This window comes from Pseudomonas sp. Pseusp97 (genome assembly GCF_047304025.1).
Taxonomy (GTDB): domain Bacteria; phylum Pseudomonadota; class Gammaproteobacteria; order Pseudomonadales; family Pseudomonadaceae; genus Pseudomonas.
In genome coordinates, this window is record NZ_JBGLYK010000108.1 from 1 (window position 1) to 18777 (window position 18777).

Below are 18777 nucleotides of genomic sequence, written 5' to 3' on the forward strand. Positions count from 1 at the left end.
TTTTTTTTTCACTCCAGTCGTCGCCCTTAGTCCATTCCTCTTCGTCTCGTGGGGTGGGTGTTGTGTATTAGACACAGGCTCGAGCACTAGGTCGGACCACTCGACGGCCGGCTCCGCCCGCGCGGCAGCCGCCGAGGTGGGCGCCAGCTCGTCAGCGGGCAGCTCGATGTTCCAGTCCAGATCGGTGGCCACGGGTTCGCTGGCGGACGCTTCGACCTCGGACCCGGCCTCGGTCGGCGCCACCGGCATGGGCGGCGCAACGAATTCGATGCTGGCCGGAGCAGGCGTCTGCCCGGCCTCCCTGCGCTCGACCTGCAGCAGCCGCTCATACAGGGCCTTGGTGCCCTGGTCGAAGCGCTCGCCGAAGGTCTTCAGCTCAGCGCGAAGGCTGGCGTTCTCCCGTTGCACACTGTGCAGCGCGAAGGTCTGCCCCAATGCGAGGCCAGCCACCGCGCCCAATACCGCCCCGGTGATCGACTCGCCCGCAGCGGCGCCGATGACCAGGCCGACCAGCATGAAAATCCATTGCATGCTTTCAAATCCTTGAGGTTCTGTGCGAATCCATCCCGAGCCGGACGACACCGTCCGACGAGCTGAGTATATCGGCCTGACTCCCTGGCCTGCGTCCACTGACTCTCAGCTTCAGAGGATCAGACGTCACGATCCCCTCTCCCAGCCACGTGACGCGCTTAGATATATTGCCGCCGGCGCCCCCGCCCGGCGTCGATACTGCCGGGCGCTCCGTTCGCTTTTCGTAGGAGCGAGCTTGCTCGCTAACCGACCCAGTACCGGCGCCACCGGGTAAACCGTTCGCGAGCAAGCTCGCTCCTACAGGAAGCCGGCCACCTCCGGGCAGGCAAAAAAAAGCCGGGCATGAGCCCGGCTTCTTCACTGCTGGTCGATCAGACCTTGGCGCGCTCGTAGCGCTTGCGGTCGTTTTCGTTGAGCATTTTCTTGCGCAGACGGATCGACTTCGGAGTCACTTCCACCAGCTCGTCGTCGGCGATGAATTCCAGCGCCTGCTCCAGGGTGAAGCGGATCGGCGGAACCAGGGCGATGACTTCGTCCTTGCCCGAAGCGCGCATGTTGTCGAGCTTCTTGCCTTTGGTGGGGTTGATCACCAGGTCGTTGTCGCGGCTGTTGATGCCGGCCAGCTGGCCTTCGTAGATCTCGTCGCCCGGGCCGAGGAACAGCTTGCCGCGGCTTTGCAGGGTTTCCAGCGAGTAGGTCAGCGCGGTGCCGGTGGCCATGGAAACCAGTACGCCGTTCTGACGGTTGGTTACCTCGCCTGCCTTGATCGGGCCGTAGTGGCTGAAGGTCGAGGTCAGGATGCCGGTGCCCGAGGTCAGGGTCAGGAAGTTGTTACGGAAGCCGATCAGGCCGCGCGCCGGGATGGTGTATTCCAGGCGCACGCGGCCCTTGCCGTCGGGGATCATGTTGGTCAGATCGCCCTTGCGCAGGCCCATCTGCTCCATCACCGAGCCCTGGTGCTGCTCTTCGATGTCGATGGTGACGTTCTCGTAAGGCTCCTGCTTCTCGCCTTCGGCGGTCTCGATGATGACCACTTCCGGACGGCCCACGGCCAGCTCGAAGCCTTCACGGCGCATGGTTTCGATCAGTACCGAGAGGTGCAGTTCGCCACGGCCGGAGACCTTGAATTTCTCCGGGGAGTCGCCTTGCTCGACGCGCAGGGCCACGTTGTGCAGCAGTTCCTTGTCCAGACGGTCCTTGATGTTGCGGCTGGTGACGAACTTGCCTTCCTTGCCGGCGAACGGCGAGTCGTTGACCTGGAAGGTCATGCTCACGGTCGGCTGGTCAACGGTCAGCGGCGGGCGCGCTTCGACGTTCTGCGGGTCGCACAGGGTGTCGGAGATGTACAGCTCGTCCATGCCGGAGACGCAGACGATGTCGCCGGCTTCGGCTTCAGCGACTTCAACGCGCTGCAGGCCCGAGTGACCCATGATCTTCAGGATGCGGCCGTTGCGCTTGGTGCCGTCGTCGCTGATGGCCACGACCGGGGTGTTGGTCTTGACCTTGCCACGGGCGATACGGCCGATGCCGATCACGCCGAGGAAGCTGTTGTAGTCCAGCTGGGAGATCTGCATCTGGAACGGACCGTCGACGTCGACTTTCGGCGCCGGAACGTGGTCGATGATCGCCTGGAACAGCGCGTCCATGTTGTCGTCCATCTTCTCGTGGTCCATGCCGGCGATGCCGTTCAGGGCACTGGCGTAGACGATCGGGAAGTCCAGCTGCTCGTCGGTGGCGCCGAGGTTGTCGAACAGGTCGAAGATCTGGTCGATGACCCAGTCAGGACGCGCGCCCGGACGGTCGATCTTGTTCACCACGACGATCGGACGCAGGCCGGCCTTGAACGCCTTCTGGGTCACGAAGCGGGTCTGCGGCATGGGGCCGTCCTGGGCGTCGACTACCAGCAGCACGGAGTCGACCATCGACATCACGCGCTCGACTTCGCCGCCGAAGTCGGCGTGGCCGGGGGTGTCGACGATGTTGATGCTGTAGTCGTTCCACTTCAGGGCGGTGTTCTTCGCCAGGATGGTGATGCCACGCTCTTTTTCCTGGTCGTTGGAGTCCATCACGCGCTCGTTTTCCGCTTCTTTGCGGTCGAGGGTGCCGGACAGGCGCAGGAGCTTGTCTACGAGGGTGGTCTTGCCATGGTCGACGTGGGCGATGATGGCGATGTTGCGCAGTTTTTCGATCACAGTGTCAGTCTCGATAGTGAATCTTCGGCTGCCGTTTTCGGCAGCGGGGGCCGGGCCGTGGCGCGGCGGTGCAAAAGGTCAGGGCGTGAGCCTACGCACCGAATGTGTCGGGAGGTCGGTGGCGGATACTGCCGCCGAACAGTCCGGGCTGGCGGCGTTGGTCCGCGCCTTTATTGCGGACGGTAAACACGCACATTGGTGTGCCCTTCGTTGACCAGGTGGTGGGCGTGCAGGCGACTCATCACGCCCTTGTCGCAATACAGGAGGTACTGGCGGTTGGGGTCCAGTTCCTTGAATTTGCTGTTGATCGCGTAGAACGGCATGGCCAGGACTTCGATGCCCTCGATGGCCAGCGGTTCATCTTCCTGGGCATCCGGGTGACGGATGTCCACGACGATCTGCCCGGCCAGCACTTCGTCGACCATCTCCACCGCCAGGTCCTTGCCCAGCTCGTCGATCACGCGGTCGACGGTCATCTGGGTGGAACGCTCCAGGGCGCGCTCGAGCACGGCCATGTCGAACTTGGTTTCTTCGTGGTCGACGCGGTACGGCTTGGCCTGGGTGGTCGGGTTCACCGAGATCACGCCACAGTATTCCGGCATGTGCTTGGCGAACTCGGCGGTGCCGATCTTGTTCGCGGTGTCAATGATGTCCTGCTTGTGGCTGACGATCAGCGGGCGCAGGACGAGGGTGTCGGTCACCCGGTCGATCACCGAGAGGTTCGGCAGGGTCTGGCTGGAGACCTGGGAAATCGCCTCGCCGGTCACCAGCGCATCGATCTCCAGGCGCTCGGCCACGCGGCTCGCCGCGCGCAGCATCATGCGCTTCAAGGTCACGCCCATGTAGCTGTCGTCGACCTTGGTGAGAATTTCGCCGACCACTTCTTCGAAGGGCACGCTGACGAACAGCACGCGCTGGGAGCTGCCGTACTTCTTCCACAGGTAGTGCGCGACTTCCATCACGCCCAGTTCGTGGGCACGGCCGCCGAGGTTGAAGAACACGAAATGGCTGATCATGCCGCGGCGCATCATCTGGTACGCCGCCACGGTGGAGTCGAAGCCGCCGGACATCAGCACCAGTACCTGCTCCAGCGCGCCCAGCGGGTAGCCGCCGAGGCCATCGTGCTGGGCGTGGATCACGTAGAGGCGGTCATGGCGGATTTCCACGCGCACTTCCACTTCCGGATTCTTCAGCGAGACCCCCGCAGCACCGCAGTGCTGGCGCAGGCCGCCGCCGACGTAACGTTCCACATCGATGGAGGTGAACGGGTGCTTGCCGGCGCGCTTGCAGCGCATGGAGAAGACCTTGCCCGGCAGCTTGTCGCCGAAGTGCGCCTTGCACTTCTCGAGGATGTCGTCGAAATCACCCAGCGGGTATTCGTGCACTTCCAGGAAGTGGCCGATGCCCGGCGTGCAGGTCAGGCGCTCGATCATCTCGCGCAGGGCCTTGGGGTCGGTGACCTTGGTCTCGACCTCGAGGTTGTCCCACTCGCCTTCGACCAGCAGCTCGGGGTCGAGGTCGCGGAGCACCGTGCGAATGTTCTTCGCCAGCTGGCGGATGAAGCGCTTGCGCACCGGCCGGCTCTTGATGGTGATTTCCTGGAAGACCTTGACGATGAGTTTCATGCGAACCGGGCGATTGCCATGGGACTGAAAAAAAGGGGCGGAATTATATCCGAAATTGCTCAAGACTTGAGCAGAAATCGGAGACTTTCTTTTCGGCGCACCAAAATGGACTCATGCACCACGATGGAGCACCAAAGCGGTGCACTATTATCGCGTCCTTGCTCGTGGCACTCGCCGCAGCCCGTGATTTCCGGGCCTCTGCCCATTTACGGGCACTGGCACGCAACTTGCTCTCTTGTGAGGCAGGTTGCCCTGGCGGAGTATTCCGGCCGGCATCACCCGATACTGGGGCACAAAAAAGCTCCCAGCTCTAATCCCTCCTGGAGGACAGCATGTCGTACAAGTCGCAACAACTGATCAAAGATCATGACGTGAAGTGGGTTGACCTGCGCTTCACCGATACCAAAGGCAAGCAGCAGCACGTCACCATGCCCGCCCGCGACGCGCTGGACGACGAGTTCTTCGAAGCCGGCAAGATGTTCGATGGCTCCTCCATCGAAGGCTGGAAGGGCATCGAAGCCTCCGACATGATCCTGCTCCCGGACGACAGCACCGCCGTGCTCGACCCGTTCACCGAAGAGCCGACCCTGATCATCGTTTGCGACATCATCGAGCCGAGCACCATGCAAGGCTACGAGCGCGACCCGCGCAACATCGCCAAGCGCGCCGAGGAATACCTGAAGTCCACCGGTATCGGTGACACCGTATTCGTCGGCCCGGAGCCGGAGTTCTTCATCTTCGACGAAGTGAAGTTCAAGTCCGACATCTCCGGCTCGATGTTCAAGATCTTCTCCGAGCAGGCTTCCTGGAACACCGACGCTGACATCGAGACCGGCAACAAGGGTCACCGTCCGGGCGTCAAGGGCGGCTACTTCCCGGTACCGCCGGTCGACCACGACCACGAAATCCGTACCGCCATGTGCAACGCCCTGGAAGAAATGGGCCTGGTCGTGGAAGTTCACCACCACGAAGTGGCCACCGCCGGCCAGAACGAGATCGGTGTGAAGTTCAACACCCTCGTTGCCAAGGCTGACGAAGTCCAGACCCTGAAGTACTGCGTGCACAACGTGGCCGATGCCTACGGCAAGACCGTGACCTTCATGCCCAAGCCGCTGTACGGCGACAACGGCTCGGGCATGCACGTGCACATGTCCATCTCCAAGGATGGCAAGAACACCTTCGCTGGCGAAGGCTATGCCGGCCTGTCCGATACCGCCCTGTACTTCATCGGCGGCATCATCAAGCACGGCAAGGCCCTGAACGGCTTCACCAACCCGGCCACCAACTCCTACAAGCGTCTGGTTCCGGGCTTCGAAGCCCCGGTCATGCTGGCCTACTCGGCTCGCAACCGTTCCGCCTCGATCCGTATCCCGTACGTTTCCAGCCCGAAAGCCCGCCGTATCGAAGCGCGCTTCCCGGACCCGGCTGCCAACCCCTACCTGTGCTTCGCCGCTCTGCTGATGGCCGGCCTGGACGGCATCCAGAACAAGATCCACCCCGGCGATGCTGCCGACAAGAACCTGTACGACCTGCCGCCGGAAGAGGCGAAGGAAATCCCGCAGGTTTGCGGCAGCCTGAAAGAGGCGCTGGAAGAACTCGACAAGGGCCGTGCGTTCCTGACCAAGGGCGGCGTGTTCACCGACGAGTTCATCGATGCCTACATCGAGCTGAAGTCGGAAGAAGAAATCAAGGTGCGCACCTTCGTGCACCCGCTGGAATACGACCTGTACTACAGCGTCTGATCCACGAATACCTATAAATAGCGACAGCATTAAGGCCTCCTTCGGGAGGCCTTTTTTATGCGCTCAGGAAAACGCACCGTCGCTTTTTTGTAGGAGCGAGCTTGCTCGCGAACAGATTCCCCGGCGACACCGCTGGCGGGCCGTTCGCGAGCAAGCTCGCTCCTACGAAGAGCAGCCCCGGAATCAGATTCCGCCGTCCGCCGGCACGCCGTGCTCCTCGTCGTCCTCGCGGCGCGGTTTGCGCATGCGCGAGAGCTGCACGTTCAGACGCGGCATGGAGAGCTCCAGCCCGGCCTTGTCGAGCTTCTGCCGCAGGCGCAGGTTGAAGGCGCGCTGCACTTCCCACTGGCGGATCGGCGCGGTCTTGAAGCGGAAGCGCAGGATCGCCTGGCCGGCGTCGAAGCTCTCGATGCCCTGGATTTCCAGCGGCGACCAGATGGCGCGGTTGATGCTGCGGTCGCCACGCAGTTCGCTCGAGACCTCCTTGACCAGCGCCAGCGCATCGTCGATCGGCATGCTCGCCGGCACCGGCCAGCGGAACATGGCGTAGCCGAACTGCCGCGAGTAGTTCTTGATGCTCTTGATCTCGCTGAAGGGAATGGTGTGCACCACACCGTCCAGGTCGCGCAGGCGCACGGTGCGGATGGTCAGCCCTTCCACCGTGCCGAGGTGGCCGCCGACGTCGACGTAGTCGTCGATGGACAGCGAGTCCTCGATGATGATGAACAGGCCGGTGATCAGGTCCGCCACCAGCGACTGCGCGCCGAAGCCGATGGCCAGGCCGATGACGCCGGCACCGGCAAGCAGCGGCGTGACGTTCATGCCCATGTTGGCCAGGGCGACGATCAGCGCGACCACCGCGATGGTCACGAACAGCACGTTGCGGATCAGCGGCAGCATGGTCAGGGCGCGGGCGTTGGCGCTCTTCTTGCCGCCCAGGCCGAGGCTGTGCTGCACCGCGGTGTCGGTGAGGATCCAGACCAGCCAGGCGACCAGCAGGGTGGTGCCGAAGCTGAACAGCTTGAGGCTGATCTGCGAGCCGTCGCCCTCGGCGAAGCGAACCAGCGACATGCCCCAGACGCGCAGGCCGATCTCCAGGAAGATCAGCAGGCTGGCGATGTGCAGCAGTGTGTAGCCGAAGCTCTGCAACTGCTCGATGTACGGCGCATGGCGGCGCGCCCCGCGCCGGGCCGAGCGCTGATGGGCACGGCGGATCAGCCCGTTGACGGTCATCGCCACCACCGCCACGGCGGCGCAGACCAGGGCGCGGCGCAGGGCGTAGCTGCTGTCGCCGGCGGTGACTATGGTGGCGAACAGCGAGATGCCGACCAGCACCAGCACCGGCAGGAACCAGATCGAGCCGATCAGCTCCACCAGGTCGCTCAGGCCGCGGCGCTTGAGGCGCCGCTCCAGCGGCTGGTTGCGGATCAGGTGGGCGATGGGCCGGCGGAACTGCAGGACGAACAGCGCGGTGAGCAGCGCCGCGCAGATGTTCGCCACGGAGCCTACGAACAGCGAGATGTTCATTCCCAGGCTCTCGATGACGCGCGGGTCGTGCATCACTTCGCCCAGCGCGGCAAGGCTGCCGATCAGCCAGAGCGGGCGGAACGCGCGGCGGCGCAGGATATCCAGCGCGCGCATGCGGTGCGGGCCGCTGAGCAGCGACAGGGATATCACGCACAGCGCGGAGAACAGCGTGCCGCACACCAGCGTATAGGCGATCACCATCGCCACCAGCTTGCCGAGCGAGCTGGGCAGCACCACGGACAGGTAAACGGTGATCAGGAACGCCACCAGCCAGGGGCCGAGCTTGCGCAGGGCGAACAGCAGCAAATCGCGGGTCTTGGGGTGTTGCGGCAGTTCGTCTTCCAGGCCGAAGCGCTTGCGCATGCGCCCGGCGATCCAGCGCAGGCCAAGGGCGACGCAGGCCCAGATGAGGATGACCAGGGCGAAATCGAGGATCATTCCCGGCCATTCAGCCAGCGACGGCGTGCGCGCGTCCAGTTCGAAGCCGGCGCCCTGGAACAGTTCGGACCAGCGCACCAGCGGGCTGTTGGCGCCCTCGAACTGACGCTCCAGGCTGCCCAGGGTGTCACCGATCAGGCCGAGCACGCCGCCCTGGTCGTCCGAGCTTTTCTTCGTCGCATCGCGCAACTGCTTGAGCTTCTTCAGCAGGTCGGCGCGCTGCTGATCACTCTCCAGGGTCTTGATCACCTGGTCCAGCGACTGCTCCAGCTGCGCGTCGCTGACCTTCGTCTCGCCACCGCCCGTCACCCCGGCCAGCGGCCCGGGAAGCGCCGCCAGCGCGGGCCCGGCGACGGACAAGCCGAGGCCCAGGCAGCACAGCAGCAGCCACTGACGAAACAGGTCACGAATCGGACTCACAGGCATACCCCACCAGGAAGGAAAACGAAGCTCGGGCGCATCATACAGACGCCGGCGCCACGCTCGGACCCGCCTCGCCCGGGAAAGGTCCGTCGACGAGCAGCAGCGCACAACGCGTGGCGTCCTGCTGAAAGACAATAGGCAACTTGCCAGCTGCCGTCGGCAGTGCAAGGCTTGGCAAGACCATCCGGAGACTCTTCATGCGCCTGATCCTCACCGCCCTGCTGCTCGCCGCCGCATTGCCAGCCAGCGCGCAGATCTACAAGTACACCGACGCCAACGGCAAGACGGTGTTCACCAACCAGCCGCCAACCAACGTCGACGCCAAGCCGGTGGAGCTGCCGCCAACCAACACCGTCGGCCCGCAGGCGCCTGTGGCTGCGCCCGCCACCAGCGGTACCGCGAACCAGGCCAGCGGCGCCTACCAGATTCTCGCGCTGAGCAACCTGCCCGACGACGAATCGCTGCGCCAGAACAACGGCACCTTCGTCGTCAACGTCGTGGTGCAGCCGGCCCTGGCGCCCGACCATCAACTGCAGCTGCTGCTCGATGGCCAGCCCTACGGCGCGCCGACCAGCAGCACCAGCATCGGCCTGCAGGAGATCGACCGAGGCGACCATACCCTGGCCGTCCAGGTCCTGCAGGGCAGCCGCGTGCTCCAGGCCAGCTCACCGGTGAGCTTCACGCTGCAGCGCATCAGCACCAACAGCCCGCAGCGGCCCAGGGTCCAACCCAGGACGGGCGGCTGACGATGCGTTTTCTGGTGACGTTCCTGGCGGCGGCCTTGGTGTCGGCGCTGTGCTGCCTGTCGGCCAGCGCCGAGGTCTACACCTACATCGACAAGGAAGGTAATCGGGTCTTTACCGACCAGCCGCCGCGCGGCAACGCGCAGAAGCTGCAACTGGCGCCGATCAATTCCCAGCCCGGTTCCTCCAATGGCGTGCGCATGCCACCGCCGCTCTATGCCCCGGCGACTCCCGCGCTGCCGCCCGGCCCTCCGGCCTATCAGCTGCTGCGCATCATCGTGCCGGAGCCCGATGCCACCGTGCGGGCAAACGACGGCGCGCTGATCGTCTCCGCCACCAGCGACCCGGCCCTGCTGCCCGGCCATCTCTATCGCCTGCTGCTGGATGGCAAGCCAGCCGGCGACCCTGGCCGCAGTCCGGTATTCCCGCTGAACAACGTCGAGCGAGGCACGCACCAGCTGTCGGTGGAAATCATCGACACCCTCGGCCGCACCATCGAGCAGACGCCCAGCCAGCCCTTCCACATGTTCCGCGTTTCGGTGGCCGAAGCGACCGAACTGGACACTACCCACCCGCTTGCCGCCGCCGACCGCTGAGGCGGCGTGCGGCCCGACACAAATGCACCATATCGGTGCATCCATCTGCACCACTTTCTATACTCTCCCCATTTCGGGTCACTTCCGCTGACCGGACCGGCCGCCTGCGCACCGCGAATCAGCGCGATGCCGCGAAATACGCGTCTTTTCAGGGCCTGGTTTGCTTTTTGCATTTTCCCGCACAGTCTTGGGACATTCCTTACGCCATGCCTACAGAAACCCAGCTCCGCCTGTTGCTCGACAACCTCACCACGGCGGTGATCCTGCTCAATGCCGAGCTGCGCCTGGAGTACATGAACCCGGCGGCGGAGATGCTCCTGGCGGTCAGCGGCCAGCGCAGCCACGGGCAGTTCATCAGCGAGCTGTTCACCGAGTCGCCCGAGGCGCTGCAGTCCCTGCGCCAGGCAGTGGAAGAGGCGCACCCCTTCACCAAGCGCGAAGCGACCCTGACCTCGCTGACCGGCCAGACCATCACCGTGGACTACGCGGTGACGCCGATCCTCGACCGCCGCAATACCCTGCTGCTCCTGGAAGTGCACCCGCGCGACCGGCTGCTGCGGATCACCAAGGAAGAGGCGCAGCTGTCCAAGCAGGAAACCACCAAGCTGCTGGTGCGCGGCCTGGCCCACGAGATCAAGAACCCTTTGGGCGGGATTCGTGGCGCTGCGCAGTTGCTTTCCCGCGAGTTGCCGGACGAATCGCTCAAGGACTACACCAATGTCATCATCGAGGAAGCCGACCGCCTGAGGAATCTGGTGGACCGCATGCTCGGCTCCAACAAGCTGCCGCAGCTCTCGGTGACCAACGTCCACGAGGTGCTGGAGCGCGTCTGCAGCCTGGTCGAAGCCGAAACCCAGGGCAGCATCCCGCTGGTGCGCGACTACGACCCGAGCATCCCCGACCTGCTGATCGACCGCGAGCAGATGATCCAGGCGGTGCTCAACATCGTGCGCAACGCCATGCAGGCGATCGCCGCGCAGAACGAACTCAAGCTGGGCCGCATCACCCTGCGCACCCGCACCCTGCGCCAGTTCACCATCGGCCACACGCGCCATCGCCTGGTGTGCAAGGTGGAGATCATCGACAACGGCCCCGGCATCCCGGCTGAACTGCAGGACACCATCTTCTATCCCATGGTCAGCGGCCGCGCCGACGGCACCGGCCTGGGCCTCGCCATTACCCAGAACATCATCAGCCAGCACCAGGGCTTGATCGAATGCGACAGCCATCCGGGCCACACCGTATTCAGTCTGTTCCTGCCCCTGGAACAAGGAGTCCATTGACCATGAGCCGATCAGAGACCGTCTGGATCGTCGACGACGACCGCTCCATCCGCTGGGTACTGGAAAAAGCCCTGCAGCAGGAAGGCATGACCACCGTCAGCTTCGACAGCGCCGACAGCGTCATGAGCCGCCTGGGCCGGCAGCAACCGGACGTGATCATCTCCGACATCCGCATGCCGGGTGCCAGCGGCCTGGACCTGCTGGCGCAGATCCGCGAAGTGCACCCGCGCCTGCCGGTGATCATCATGACCGCCCACTCGGACCTGGACAGCGCCGTGGCTTCCTACCAGGGCGGCGCCTTCGAATACCTGCCCAAGCCCTTCGACGTCGACGAGGCCGTCTCCCTGGTCAAGCGCGCCAACCAGCACGCCCAGGAGCAACAGGGCCTGGAAGCGCCGGCCAACCAGACGCGCACCCCGGAGATCATTGGCGAAGCGCCGGCGATGCAGGAGGTGTTCCGCGCCATCGGCCGCCTTTCGCACTCCAACATCACGGTGCTGATCAACGGCGAGTCGGGTACCGGCAAGGAATTGGTCGCCCACGCCCTGCACCGCCACAGCCCGCGCGCGGCCTCGCCGTTCATCGCGCTGAACATGGCGGCGATTCCCAAGGACCTGATGGAGTCCGAGCTGTTCGGCCACGAGAAAGGCGCCTTCACTGGCGCGGCCAACCAGCGCCGCGGCCGCTTCGAGCAGGCCGACGGCGGCTCGCTGTTCCTCGACGAGATCGGCGACATGCCGGCCGACACCCAGACCCGCCTGCTGCGCGTACTGGCCGACGGCGAGTTCTACCGCGTGGGCGGCCATACGCCGGTGAAGGTGGACGTGCGGATCATCGCTGCGACCCACCAGAACCTGGAAAACCTGGTGCGCGAAGGCAAGTTCCGCGAGGACCTGTTCCACCGCCTGAACGTCATCCGCGTGCACATCCCGCGTCTGGCCGACCGCCGCGAGGACATCCCGGCACTGGCCCGGCATTTCCTCTCCCGCGCAGCGCAGGAGCTGGCGGTGGAGCCCAAGCTGCTCAAGCCGGAGACCGAGGAGTACCTGAAGAACCTCGGCTGGCCGGGCAACGTGCGCCAGCTGGAGAACACCTGCCGCTGGATCACCGTCATGGCCTCCGGCCGCGAGGTGCACATTGACGACCTGCCGCCGGAGCTGATGACCCAGCCGCAGGACAGCTTGCCGGCTGCCAACTGGGAACAGGCCCTGCGCCACTGGGCCGACCAGGCGCTGGCGCGCGGCCAGTCCAGCCTGCTCGACACCGCCGTGCCGGCCTTCGAGCGGATCATGATCGAGACCGCCCTCAAGCATACCGCCGGCCGCCGCCGCGATGCCGCCGTGCTGCTGGGTTGGGGCCGCAATACCCTGACCCGCAAGATCAAGGAGCTGGGCATGAAGATCGACGGCCCGGACGAGGATGGCGAGGACTGAGGTCCTGCGTTGAAGAAAGGGGCCGCAAGGCCCCTTTTTTATCCCGGGCTGCCACCATGGCGGTTAACGCCTGAGGCGTTATCCGCCCTACGTAACCGACCACCCCGGTCCGCAACGCCCTTGTAGGAGCGAGCTTGCTCGCGAACCGCCCAACACTGGCGCTGCCGGACAGCACGTTCGCGAGCAAGCTCGCTCCTACAGGTCTACCTGCTGCCTGCGGGGAGGATTTCGCAGACAAGGTCCGCTCCTACGGGCAGCCACCTACGGCCGCCGTCACAAGCCCGCAACAACCGCCCCCAGAATCTGTGGATAACCCTGTGCACGGCGTGGGGAAGGAACGTGCTACAGCCCAGGACGCGCGCGGTCTGCGGGTTTGCGGGGTTTCTGTGCAGGAAATTCCAGCTTGCCCACATCCACTGTGTGCCTGCCTGTGGATAAGCTTGGGGCAAGCCGCTGCGCTTCCCGCCCGCCGCGGGTTTGCGCGGATCGATCAGAAAACGCTCAATCCATCGCGAAGCCGTGCTGCCGCCAGGCTTCGTAGACAGTCACGGCTACGGTGTTGGACAGGTTCAGGCTGCGGCAACCCGGACGCATCGGCAGCCGTACGCGCTGCTCCGGCGGCAGTGCGTCGCGCACCTCTTCTGGCAGGCCGCGGCTTTCCGGGCCGAACAGGAAGGCGTCGCCGCGCTCATAAGCCACTTCGTGGAACGGCTGCGAACCCTTGGTAGTGAAGGCGAACAGGCGCGGCTGGCCGAGCTGCTCCAGGCACTCCTCCAGGCTCGCATAGCGCTTCACGCTGGCGTATTCGTGGTAATCCAGCCCGGCACGGCGCAGGCGCTTGTCGTCCAGTTCGAAGCCCAGCGGCTCGATCAGGTGCAGGCTGCAACCCGCGTTGGCGCACAGCCTGATAATGTTGCCGGTGTTGGGGGGGATTTCCGGTTGAAAAAGGATTACGTGGAACATGCAGCGCTCCGAGCCTGAGAACGGCGGGCATTCTACCTCCGCGAAGGAGCAAATGCGGCCCAGACCCTGGCTGAAGGTGCTGGTGTCCTTGGCCGTGCTGGGTCTGTTACTGGGGCTGATGCTCGGCCGGCTGGTCAACCCGCCACATGAAGGGCCGCCGCAGATACTTGACGTAGAGCCTTCTGCCGACGGATTGGTGCTCACCCTGGACGCACAGCCTGCCGTACGCGCCGGCCATCTGGACGGCGCCCTGGCGCTGCAGATCGAGGCCAGCGGCGAGGCGCGGCAAGGTCAGCTGCGAATCGGCGACGCGCCGGTGCGCTGGAAGCTGGAGCCGCAAGGGAAGGGAGTTCTGCTGACGTTGCTGTCGACCCGGCGCCTGCAGGGCGCCTGGGACAGCGCCGAGGTCGGGGGCCGGTGGCGGCTGAGCATCAGCGCGCGGCCCGAATAAAAGCGGGGTTTTCCCGGCCTGCCTGGTCCGGGGCCCCGAAGCGGGAGCGAATCCTGCAGAAGGGAGATTCGCGGGTATAAAAGAGGGGTTTACCCGGCCTGCCTGTACCAGGACCCCTAACGGGTGCGCGGCGCGCCGTAGCACGCCTGCGGGCATAAAAAGGGGGCTTTCCCGGCCTGCCTGTACCTGGACCCCCGAACCGGCTGCGACGGCCACCGCTTTGGGCGACGCGCTCGCAAGATGTAAAAGAGGGGTTCCCCAGCCTGCCTGTACCGAGGCCCCTGAAATCGCTGTTATCAGGGGTATTGCAGAGGGCGTGCCAAGATTGTTCGAAGGGCATCGTGCCCCGCGTCGAAGTCGCCCTCCGATTGGCTGGAAGCCCCGAAATCAAAGGCCCGCGGAAATATTCGCAAGTTGCCGAAACACGCCGCGCCAGCGTCTGAACCGGGGTATCCGGGCATAGTCCGCAGCGTCCGCTGCTGCGCCCTGCTAGTGCGCATGCACCAAACTTGAACGCCACGCAGGAGCCGACTCCGTCCGCGGCAGGTCCGCAGACAGCAGGGCGCATACCGCGCCAGCGTTATCCGCCGATGCCGCGCCGAGCTGTACTTGTAGGAGCGAGCTTGCTCGCGAATAGCCTTGGCACGAAGTCATCCCGGAAAGCGGTTCGCGAGCAAGCTCGTTCCTACTTGTGCATTACCCACAGCAACCCTGAGCAAATGACGGAACAGCCTGTGGATAAGCGCGCCGAAGCCTTGAGCCGCTAGTCGCACACGGAAGTGGTCAAAATTCGATCAAATTCAAATCGCGGACAAAGAAAAAGGCGCCCGAAGGCGCCTTTTTCGTTCGGCCCCAGTGATTACTGGGCCGGGATCTCGCCGGAAGCCTGCATGCGGGCGATTTCCTGCGCGTACAGCGCATCGAAGTTCACCGGGGACAGCATCAGCGCCGGGAAGGAACCGCGGACAACCAGGCTGTCCAGGGTTTCGCGGGCGTACGGGAAGAGGATGTTCGGGCAGAAGGCCCCCAGGGTGTGGCTCATGCTGGACGCGTCCAGGCCCTTGATCAGGAAGATGCCGGCCTGCTGCACTTCAACGATGAAAGCGGTTTCTTCGTTGTTCTTCACGGTCACCGAAACGGTCAGCACCACTTCGTAGAAGTCGCCGTCGAGCTGCTTCTGACGCGTGTTGAGGTCCATCGAAATGGCCGGCTGCCACTCCTGGCGGAAGATTTCCGGAGCCTTGGGCGCCTCGAAGGAGAGGTCGCGCACGTAGATGCGCTGCAGCGAGAACTGCGGATTGTTGTCTTGTTCGGCTGCGCCGTTGCTGGCTTGTTCAGTCATTTCGGGACCTTCTTGTGCATCGTTTCAGAATGAGGGATCACGCCGAGAGCAGCGTATCCAGCTTGCCCGCGCGTTCCAGCGCGTAAAGATCGTCGCAGCCACCGACGTGGACGGAGTCGATCCAGATCTGCGGGACCGAGGTGCGGCCCGCCTTGCTGGCCATTTCGGCGCGCACGCCGGGCTTGCCGTCCACGGAGATTTCCTCGTAGGCGACACCCTTCTTGTCCAGCAGGGCCTTGGCGCGGATGCAATAAGGGCACCACGCGCTGGTATAGATCAAGATCGACGACATCTCACTTCACCAGAGGCAGGTTGTCACCACGCCAGCTGCCGATGCCGCCGGAGAGTTTGGCGGCGGTGAAACCGGCTTTCTGCAGCACACTGCACCAGGTTCCCGAATGCTGGCCCATGCCGTCGACCACGATGATGGTCTTGGCCTTGTGTTTGTCCAGCTCGGAAAGACGCGCGTTCAGTTTGTCCGCCGGGATGTTCAGCGCACCGACGATATGGCCGGTGGAGAACTCCTTGGCCGGGCGGATATCCAGCACCACGGCCTGCTCGGCGTTGACCATCGCGGTCAGCTCGCGGGTGGACAGCGCGCGGCCGCCCTTGCGCATTTCGTGCAGGGCCAGCAGCACCAGCAGGATGACCAGGGCACCGACCAGCAGGTAGTGGTGGGTGGCGAATTCGATCAGACGAGGAAGAAACGAAGACATGCGCAGGACATCCAGACGTAAAAATGCCGGCCAGTATACACGCGCGTATCTGACGGCTGAACCCTGCCGCTCATGGCGTCTGTCGGCACCAATCGGTAAAATGTCGGTCCTTTTCTGACCCCTATTCTCGGAAAGAGCCGTACCTATGACTGCAACGCGCAAACCGCTGGTCCTGATCATTCTGGACGGCTTCGGCCATAGCGATAGCCCTGAATTCAATGCCATCTACGCCGCGAAGAAGCCCAATTGGGACCGCCTGCTGGCCAGCCAGCCGCACGGCCTGATCTCCGGCTCGGGCATGGACGTCGGCCTGCCCGACGGCCAGATGGGCAATTCCGAGGTGGGCCACATGAACCTGGGCGCCGGCCGCGTCGTCTACCAGGACTTCACCCGCGTCACCAAGGCCATCCGCGACGGCGAGTTCTTCCAGAACCCCGTGCTGAGCGGCGCGGTGGACAAGGCTGTGGGCGCCGGCAAGGCCGTGCACATCCTCGGCCTGCTTTCCGATGGCGGCGTGCACAGCCACCAGGACCACCTGATCGCCATGGCCGAACTGGCCGCCCAGCGTGGCGCGCAGAAAATCTACCTGCACGCCTTCCTCGACGGCCGCGACACCCCGCCAAGGAGCGCCGAGCCGTCGCTGAAGCTGCTCGACGACGCCTTCGCCCGCATCGGCAAGGGTCGCACCGCCAGCATCATCGGCCGCTACTTCGCCATGGACCGCGACAACCGCTGGGACCGCGTCGAAGCCGCCTACAACCTGATCACCGACGGCACCGCCGAATTCACCGCCGATACCGCCGTGGGCGCGCTGAACGCCGCCTACGAGCGCGGCGAGAGCGACGAATTCGTCAAGGCCACCCGCATTGGCGAACCAGTGCGCGTGGAAGACGGCGACGCCGTGGTCTTCATGAACTTCCGCGCCGACCGCGCCCGCGAGCTGTCGCGCGCCTTCGTCGAGCCGGGCTTCAAGGAATTCCCGCGCCAGCGCGAGCTGCACCTGGCCGAGTACGTGATGCTGACCCAGTACGCGGCGAGCATTCCGGCGCCCAGCGCGTTCAAGCCCGAGTCCCTGGACAACGTCCTGGGCGAGTACCTGGCCAAGAACGGCAAGACCCAGCTGCGCATCGCCGAGACCGAGAAGTACGCCCACGTGACTTTCTTCTTCTCCGGCGGCCGCGAAGAGCCGTTCGAAGGCGAAGAACGCATCCTCATCCCCTCGCCCAAGGTCGCCACCTATGACCTGCAGCCGGAAATGAGCGCGCCGGAAGTCACCGACAAGATTGTCGACGCCATCGAGCACCAGCGTTTCGACGTGATCATCGTCAACTACGCCAACGGCGACATGGTCGGCCACACCGGCGTGTTCGAAGCGGCGGTGAAGGCCGTCGAGTGCCTGGATACCTGCGTCGGTCGGATCGTCGAGGCGCTGGACAAGGTCGGCGGCGAAGCGCTGATCACTGCGGACCACGGCAACGTCGAGCAGATGGAAGACGCCATGACCGGCCAGGCGCACACCGCGCACACCTGCGAGCCGGTACCGTTCGTCTACGTCGGCAAGCGCAAGGTCAGCATCCACGAGGGCGGCGTGCTCGCCGACGTGGCCCCGACCCTGCTGAAACTGATGGGTCTGGAGCAGCCCAAAGAGATGACCGGCAAATCGATCATTACCCTGCTTTAAGGCTATTGATGGCGGGGGAACGTGAACCATCTCCCGCCGGTCAGAGCAAACGCCCCATGCCATGCGGTCTGGGGCGTTTTTTTTAGCGCCCGCCACGGGCATACTAGCCCGGTCCAGAATCCAGGTGCCCGCCACCCAATGCCTCGCGCCCTCCTCCCGCTGCTGCTGATCTGCCTCCTGAGCCCGCTCGCGGTCATTGCCGACGAACGCGCCGACGCCCAACGTCAGCTGGAGCAGACGCAGAAAGACATCAATGAGCTGAAGAAGAACCTGAAGAACATCCAGGACGAGAAGTCCGGGGTGCAGAAGCAGCTCAAGTCCACCGAAACCCAGATGGGCGACCTGGAAAAGCAGATCAGGCAGATCCAGGACGAGATGAAGAAGAACGAGGAAGAGCTGCAGCGCCTCGATTCGGAGAAAAAAAAACTCCAGGGCGCACGCCTTGAGCAGCAGCGCCTGATCGCCATCCAGGCGCGCGCCGCCTACCAGAGCGGCCGCCAGGAATACCTCAAGCTGCTGCTGAACCAGGAACACCCCGAGAAGTTCAGCCGCACCCTCACCTACTACGACTACATCAACAAGGCGCGCCTGGAGCAGCTCTCGGCCTTCAATGAGACCCTGCGCCAGCTGACCAACGTCGAGCAGGAAATCACCTCGCAGAAGGACGAGCAGGTCGCCCAGCAGACCGCCCTGGAAGCCCGCCGCCAGGAACTGGCCGACGCCCGCAAGGCGCGCCAGGAGACCCTGGCCAAGCTCAACAGCGACCTGAAGGACAGCAGCAGCAAGCTCAAGGATCGCGAGCAGAGCCAGGAGGACCTGAACAAGGTCCTCAAGACCATCGAGGAAACCCTCGCTCGCCAGGCCCGCGAAGCCGAGGAAGCGCGCCAGCGCGCCCTGGCCGCCGAGCGCGAGCGGGTCAAGCGCGAGCAGGAGCTGGCCGCGCGCGGCGAGAAGCCCGAAACGCCGTCCAGGCGCCCGGACTACAGCGGCCCGCTGGTTTCCAGCGGCGCAGGCTTCGGCGGCGCCTTCGCGGCCACCAAGGGCAAGCTGCCCTGGCCGGTGGATGGCCGCGTGCTGGCGCGTTACGGCAG

The 18777-nt window shown here is 64.5% G+C and carries 16 protein-coding genes; 8 read left to right on the top strand and 8 right to left on the bottom strand.

The annotated features are described in order from the left end of the window. The 3 genes from ACCC94_RS17785 to thiI all read right to left on the bottom strand — a co-directional run. The coding region (locus ACCC94_RS17785) for a glycine zipper family protein (RefSeq protein ID WP_413350815.1) at window positions 1-531 on the bottom strand (531 nt) is incomplete at its 3' end. Window positions 532-902: 371 nt separating this feature from the next. Continuing rightward, window positions 903-2723 carry a translational GTPase TypA gene (typA, locus tag ACCC94_RS17790; RefSeq protein ID WP_138523659.1) on the bottom strand — a complete coding sequence of 607 codons (1821 nt, stop codon included), beginning with the start codon at window positions 2721-2723 and terminating at the stop codon, window positions 903-905. Between the two features lie 170 nt (window positions 2724-2893). Continuing rightward, the gene (gene thiI, locus ACCC94_RS17795; RefSeq protein ID WP_413350816.1) at window positions 2894-4348 is read right to left on the bottom strand and encodes a tRNA uracil 4-sulfurtransferase ThiI; all 1455 of its coding nucleotides are present in this window, start codon (window positions 4346-4348) and stop codon (window positions 2894-2896) included. A 332-nt stretch (window positions 4349-4680) separates the two neighbouring features. On the opposite strand from thiI, the gene glnA reads away from it, so the two are divergent. Further along, entirely contained in the window at window positions 4681-6090 is a 1410-nt protein-coding gene (gene glnA / locus ACCC94_RS17800) for a glutamate--ammonia ligase (RefSeq protein WP_017517179.1), read from the top strand. Window positions 6091-6273: 183 nt separating this feature from the next. Here glnA and ACCC94_RS17805 read toward each other — a convergent pair whose 3' ends face one another. Further along, the gene (locus ACCC94_RS17805; protein WP_413350817.1) at window positions 6274-8481 is read right to left on the bottom strand and encodes a mechanosensitive ion channel family protein; all 2208 of its coding nucleotides are present in this window, start codon (window positions 8479-8481) and stop codon (window positions 6274-6276) included. A gap of 194 nt (window positions 8482-8675) precedes the next feature. Between ACCC94_RS17805 and ACCC94_RS17810 the strand changes: the two genes are divergently transcribed. From ACCC94_RS17810 to ntrC, 4 genes are all read left to right on the top strand, one after another. Further along, complete coding sequence (locus ACCC94_RS17810) at window positions 8676-9224, top strand: DUF4124 domain-containing protein (protein WP_413350818.1); 549 nt, start codon at window positions 8676-8678, stop codon at window positions 9222-9224. 2 nt (window positions 9225-9226) lie between these two features. Then, window positions 9227-9817: a DUF4124 domain-containing protein gene (locus tag ACCC94_RS17815; RefSeq protein WP_413350820.1), complete on the top strand. Its 591-nt coding sequence runs from the start codon at window positions 9227-9229 to the stop codon at window positions 9815-9817. A 206-nt stretch (window positions 9818-10023) separates the two neighbouring features. Next, window positions 10024-11100, top strand: a complete 1077-nt coding sequence (glnL, locus tag ACCC94_RS17820; RefSeq protein WP_413350821.1) for a nitrogen regulation protein NR(II) — start codon at window positions 10024-10026, stop codon at window positions 11098-11100. Between the two features lie 2 nt (window positions 11101-11102). Beyond that, window positions 11103-12533, top strand: a complete 1431-nt coding sequence (ntrC, locus tag ACCC94_RS17825) for a two-component system response regulator NtrC (RefSeq protein ID WP_413350822.1) — start codon at window positions 11103-11105, stop codon at window positions 12531-12533. Window positions 12534-13034: 501 nt separating this feature from the next. Here the strand turns inward: ntrC and trmL are convergent. Continuing rightward, on the bottom strand, window positions 13035-13496 hold the full coding sequence (gene trmL / locus ACCC94_RS17830) for a tRNA (uridine(34)/cytosine(34)/5-carboxymethylaminomethyluridine(34)-2'-O)-methyltransferase TrmL (protein WP_413350823.1): 462 nt from the start codon (window positions 13494-13496) through the stop codon (window positions 13035-13037). A gap of 52 nt (window positions 13497-13548) precedes the next feature. Between trmL and ACCC94_RS17835 the strand changes: the two genes are divergently transcribed. Beyond that, a complete protein-coding gene (locus tag ACCC94_RS17835; RefSeq protein WP_413350824.1) occupies window positions 13549-13947 on the top strand; it encodes a hypothetical protein in 399 nt (132 codons plus the stop codon). Between the two features lie 859 nt (window positions 13948-14806). Here ACCC94_RS17835 and secB read toward each other — a convergent pair. From secB to ACCC94_RS17850, 3 genes are read right to left on the bottom strand one after another with little or no spacing between them, the layout of a single operon-like run. Continuing rightward, window positions 14807-15289: a protein-export chaperone SecB gene (gene secB, locus ACCC94_RS17840; RefSeq protein WP_024762250.1), complete on the bottom strand. Its 483-nt coding sequence runs from the start codon at window positions 15287-15289 to the stop codon at window positions 14807-14809. A 37-nt stretch (window positions 15290-15326) separates the two neighbouring features. After that, window positions 15327-15581 carry a glutaredoxin 3 gene (grxC, locus tag ACCC94_RS17845; protein WP_413350825.1) on the bottom strand — a complete coding sequence of 85 codons (255 nt, stop codon included), beginning with the start codon at window positions 15579-15581 and terminating at the stop codon, window positions 15327-15329. A gap of 1 nt (window position 15582) precedes the next feature. Further along, window positions 15583-16005 (bottom strand): rhodanese-like domain-containing protein, encoded by a 423-nt coding sequence (locus ACCC94_RS17850; RefSeq protein WP_017517169.1) that lies wholly within the window; start codon window positions 16003-16005, stop codon window positions 15583-15585. A 145-nt stretch (window positions 16006-16150) separates the two neighbouring features. Between ACCC94_RS17850 and gpmI the strand changes: the two genes are divergently transcribed. Both gpmI and ACCC94_RS17860 read left to right on the top strand, forming a co-directional pair. Then, a complete protein-coding gene (gpmI, locus tag ACCC94_RS17855) occupies window positions 16151-17686 on the top strand; it encodes a 2,3-bisphosphoglycerate-independent phosphoglycerate mutase (protein ID WP_413350826.1) in 1536 nt (511 codons plus the stop codon). A gap of 138 nt (window positions 17687-17824) precedes the next feature. After that, window positions 17825-18777: murein hydrolase activator EnvC family protein (locus ACCC94_RS17860; protein ID WP_413350827.1), on the top strand; the 953-nt coding region annotated here is incomplete at its 3' end.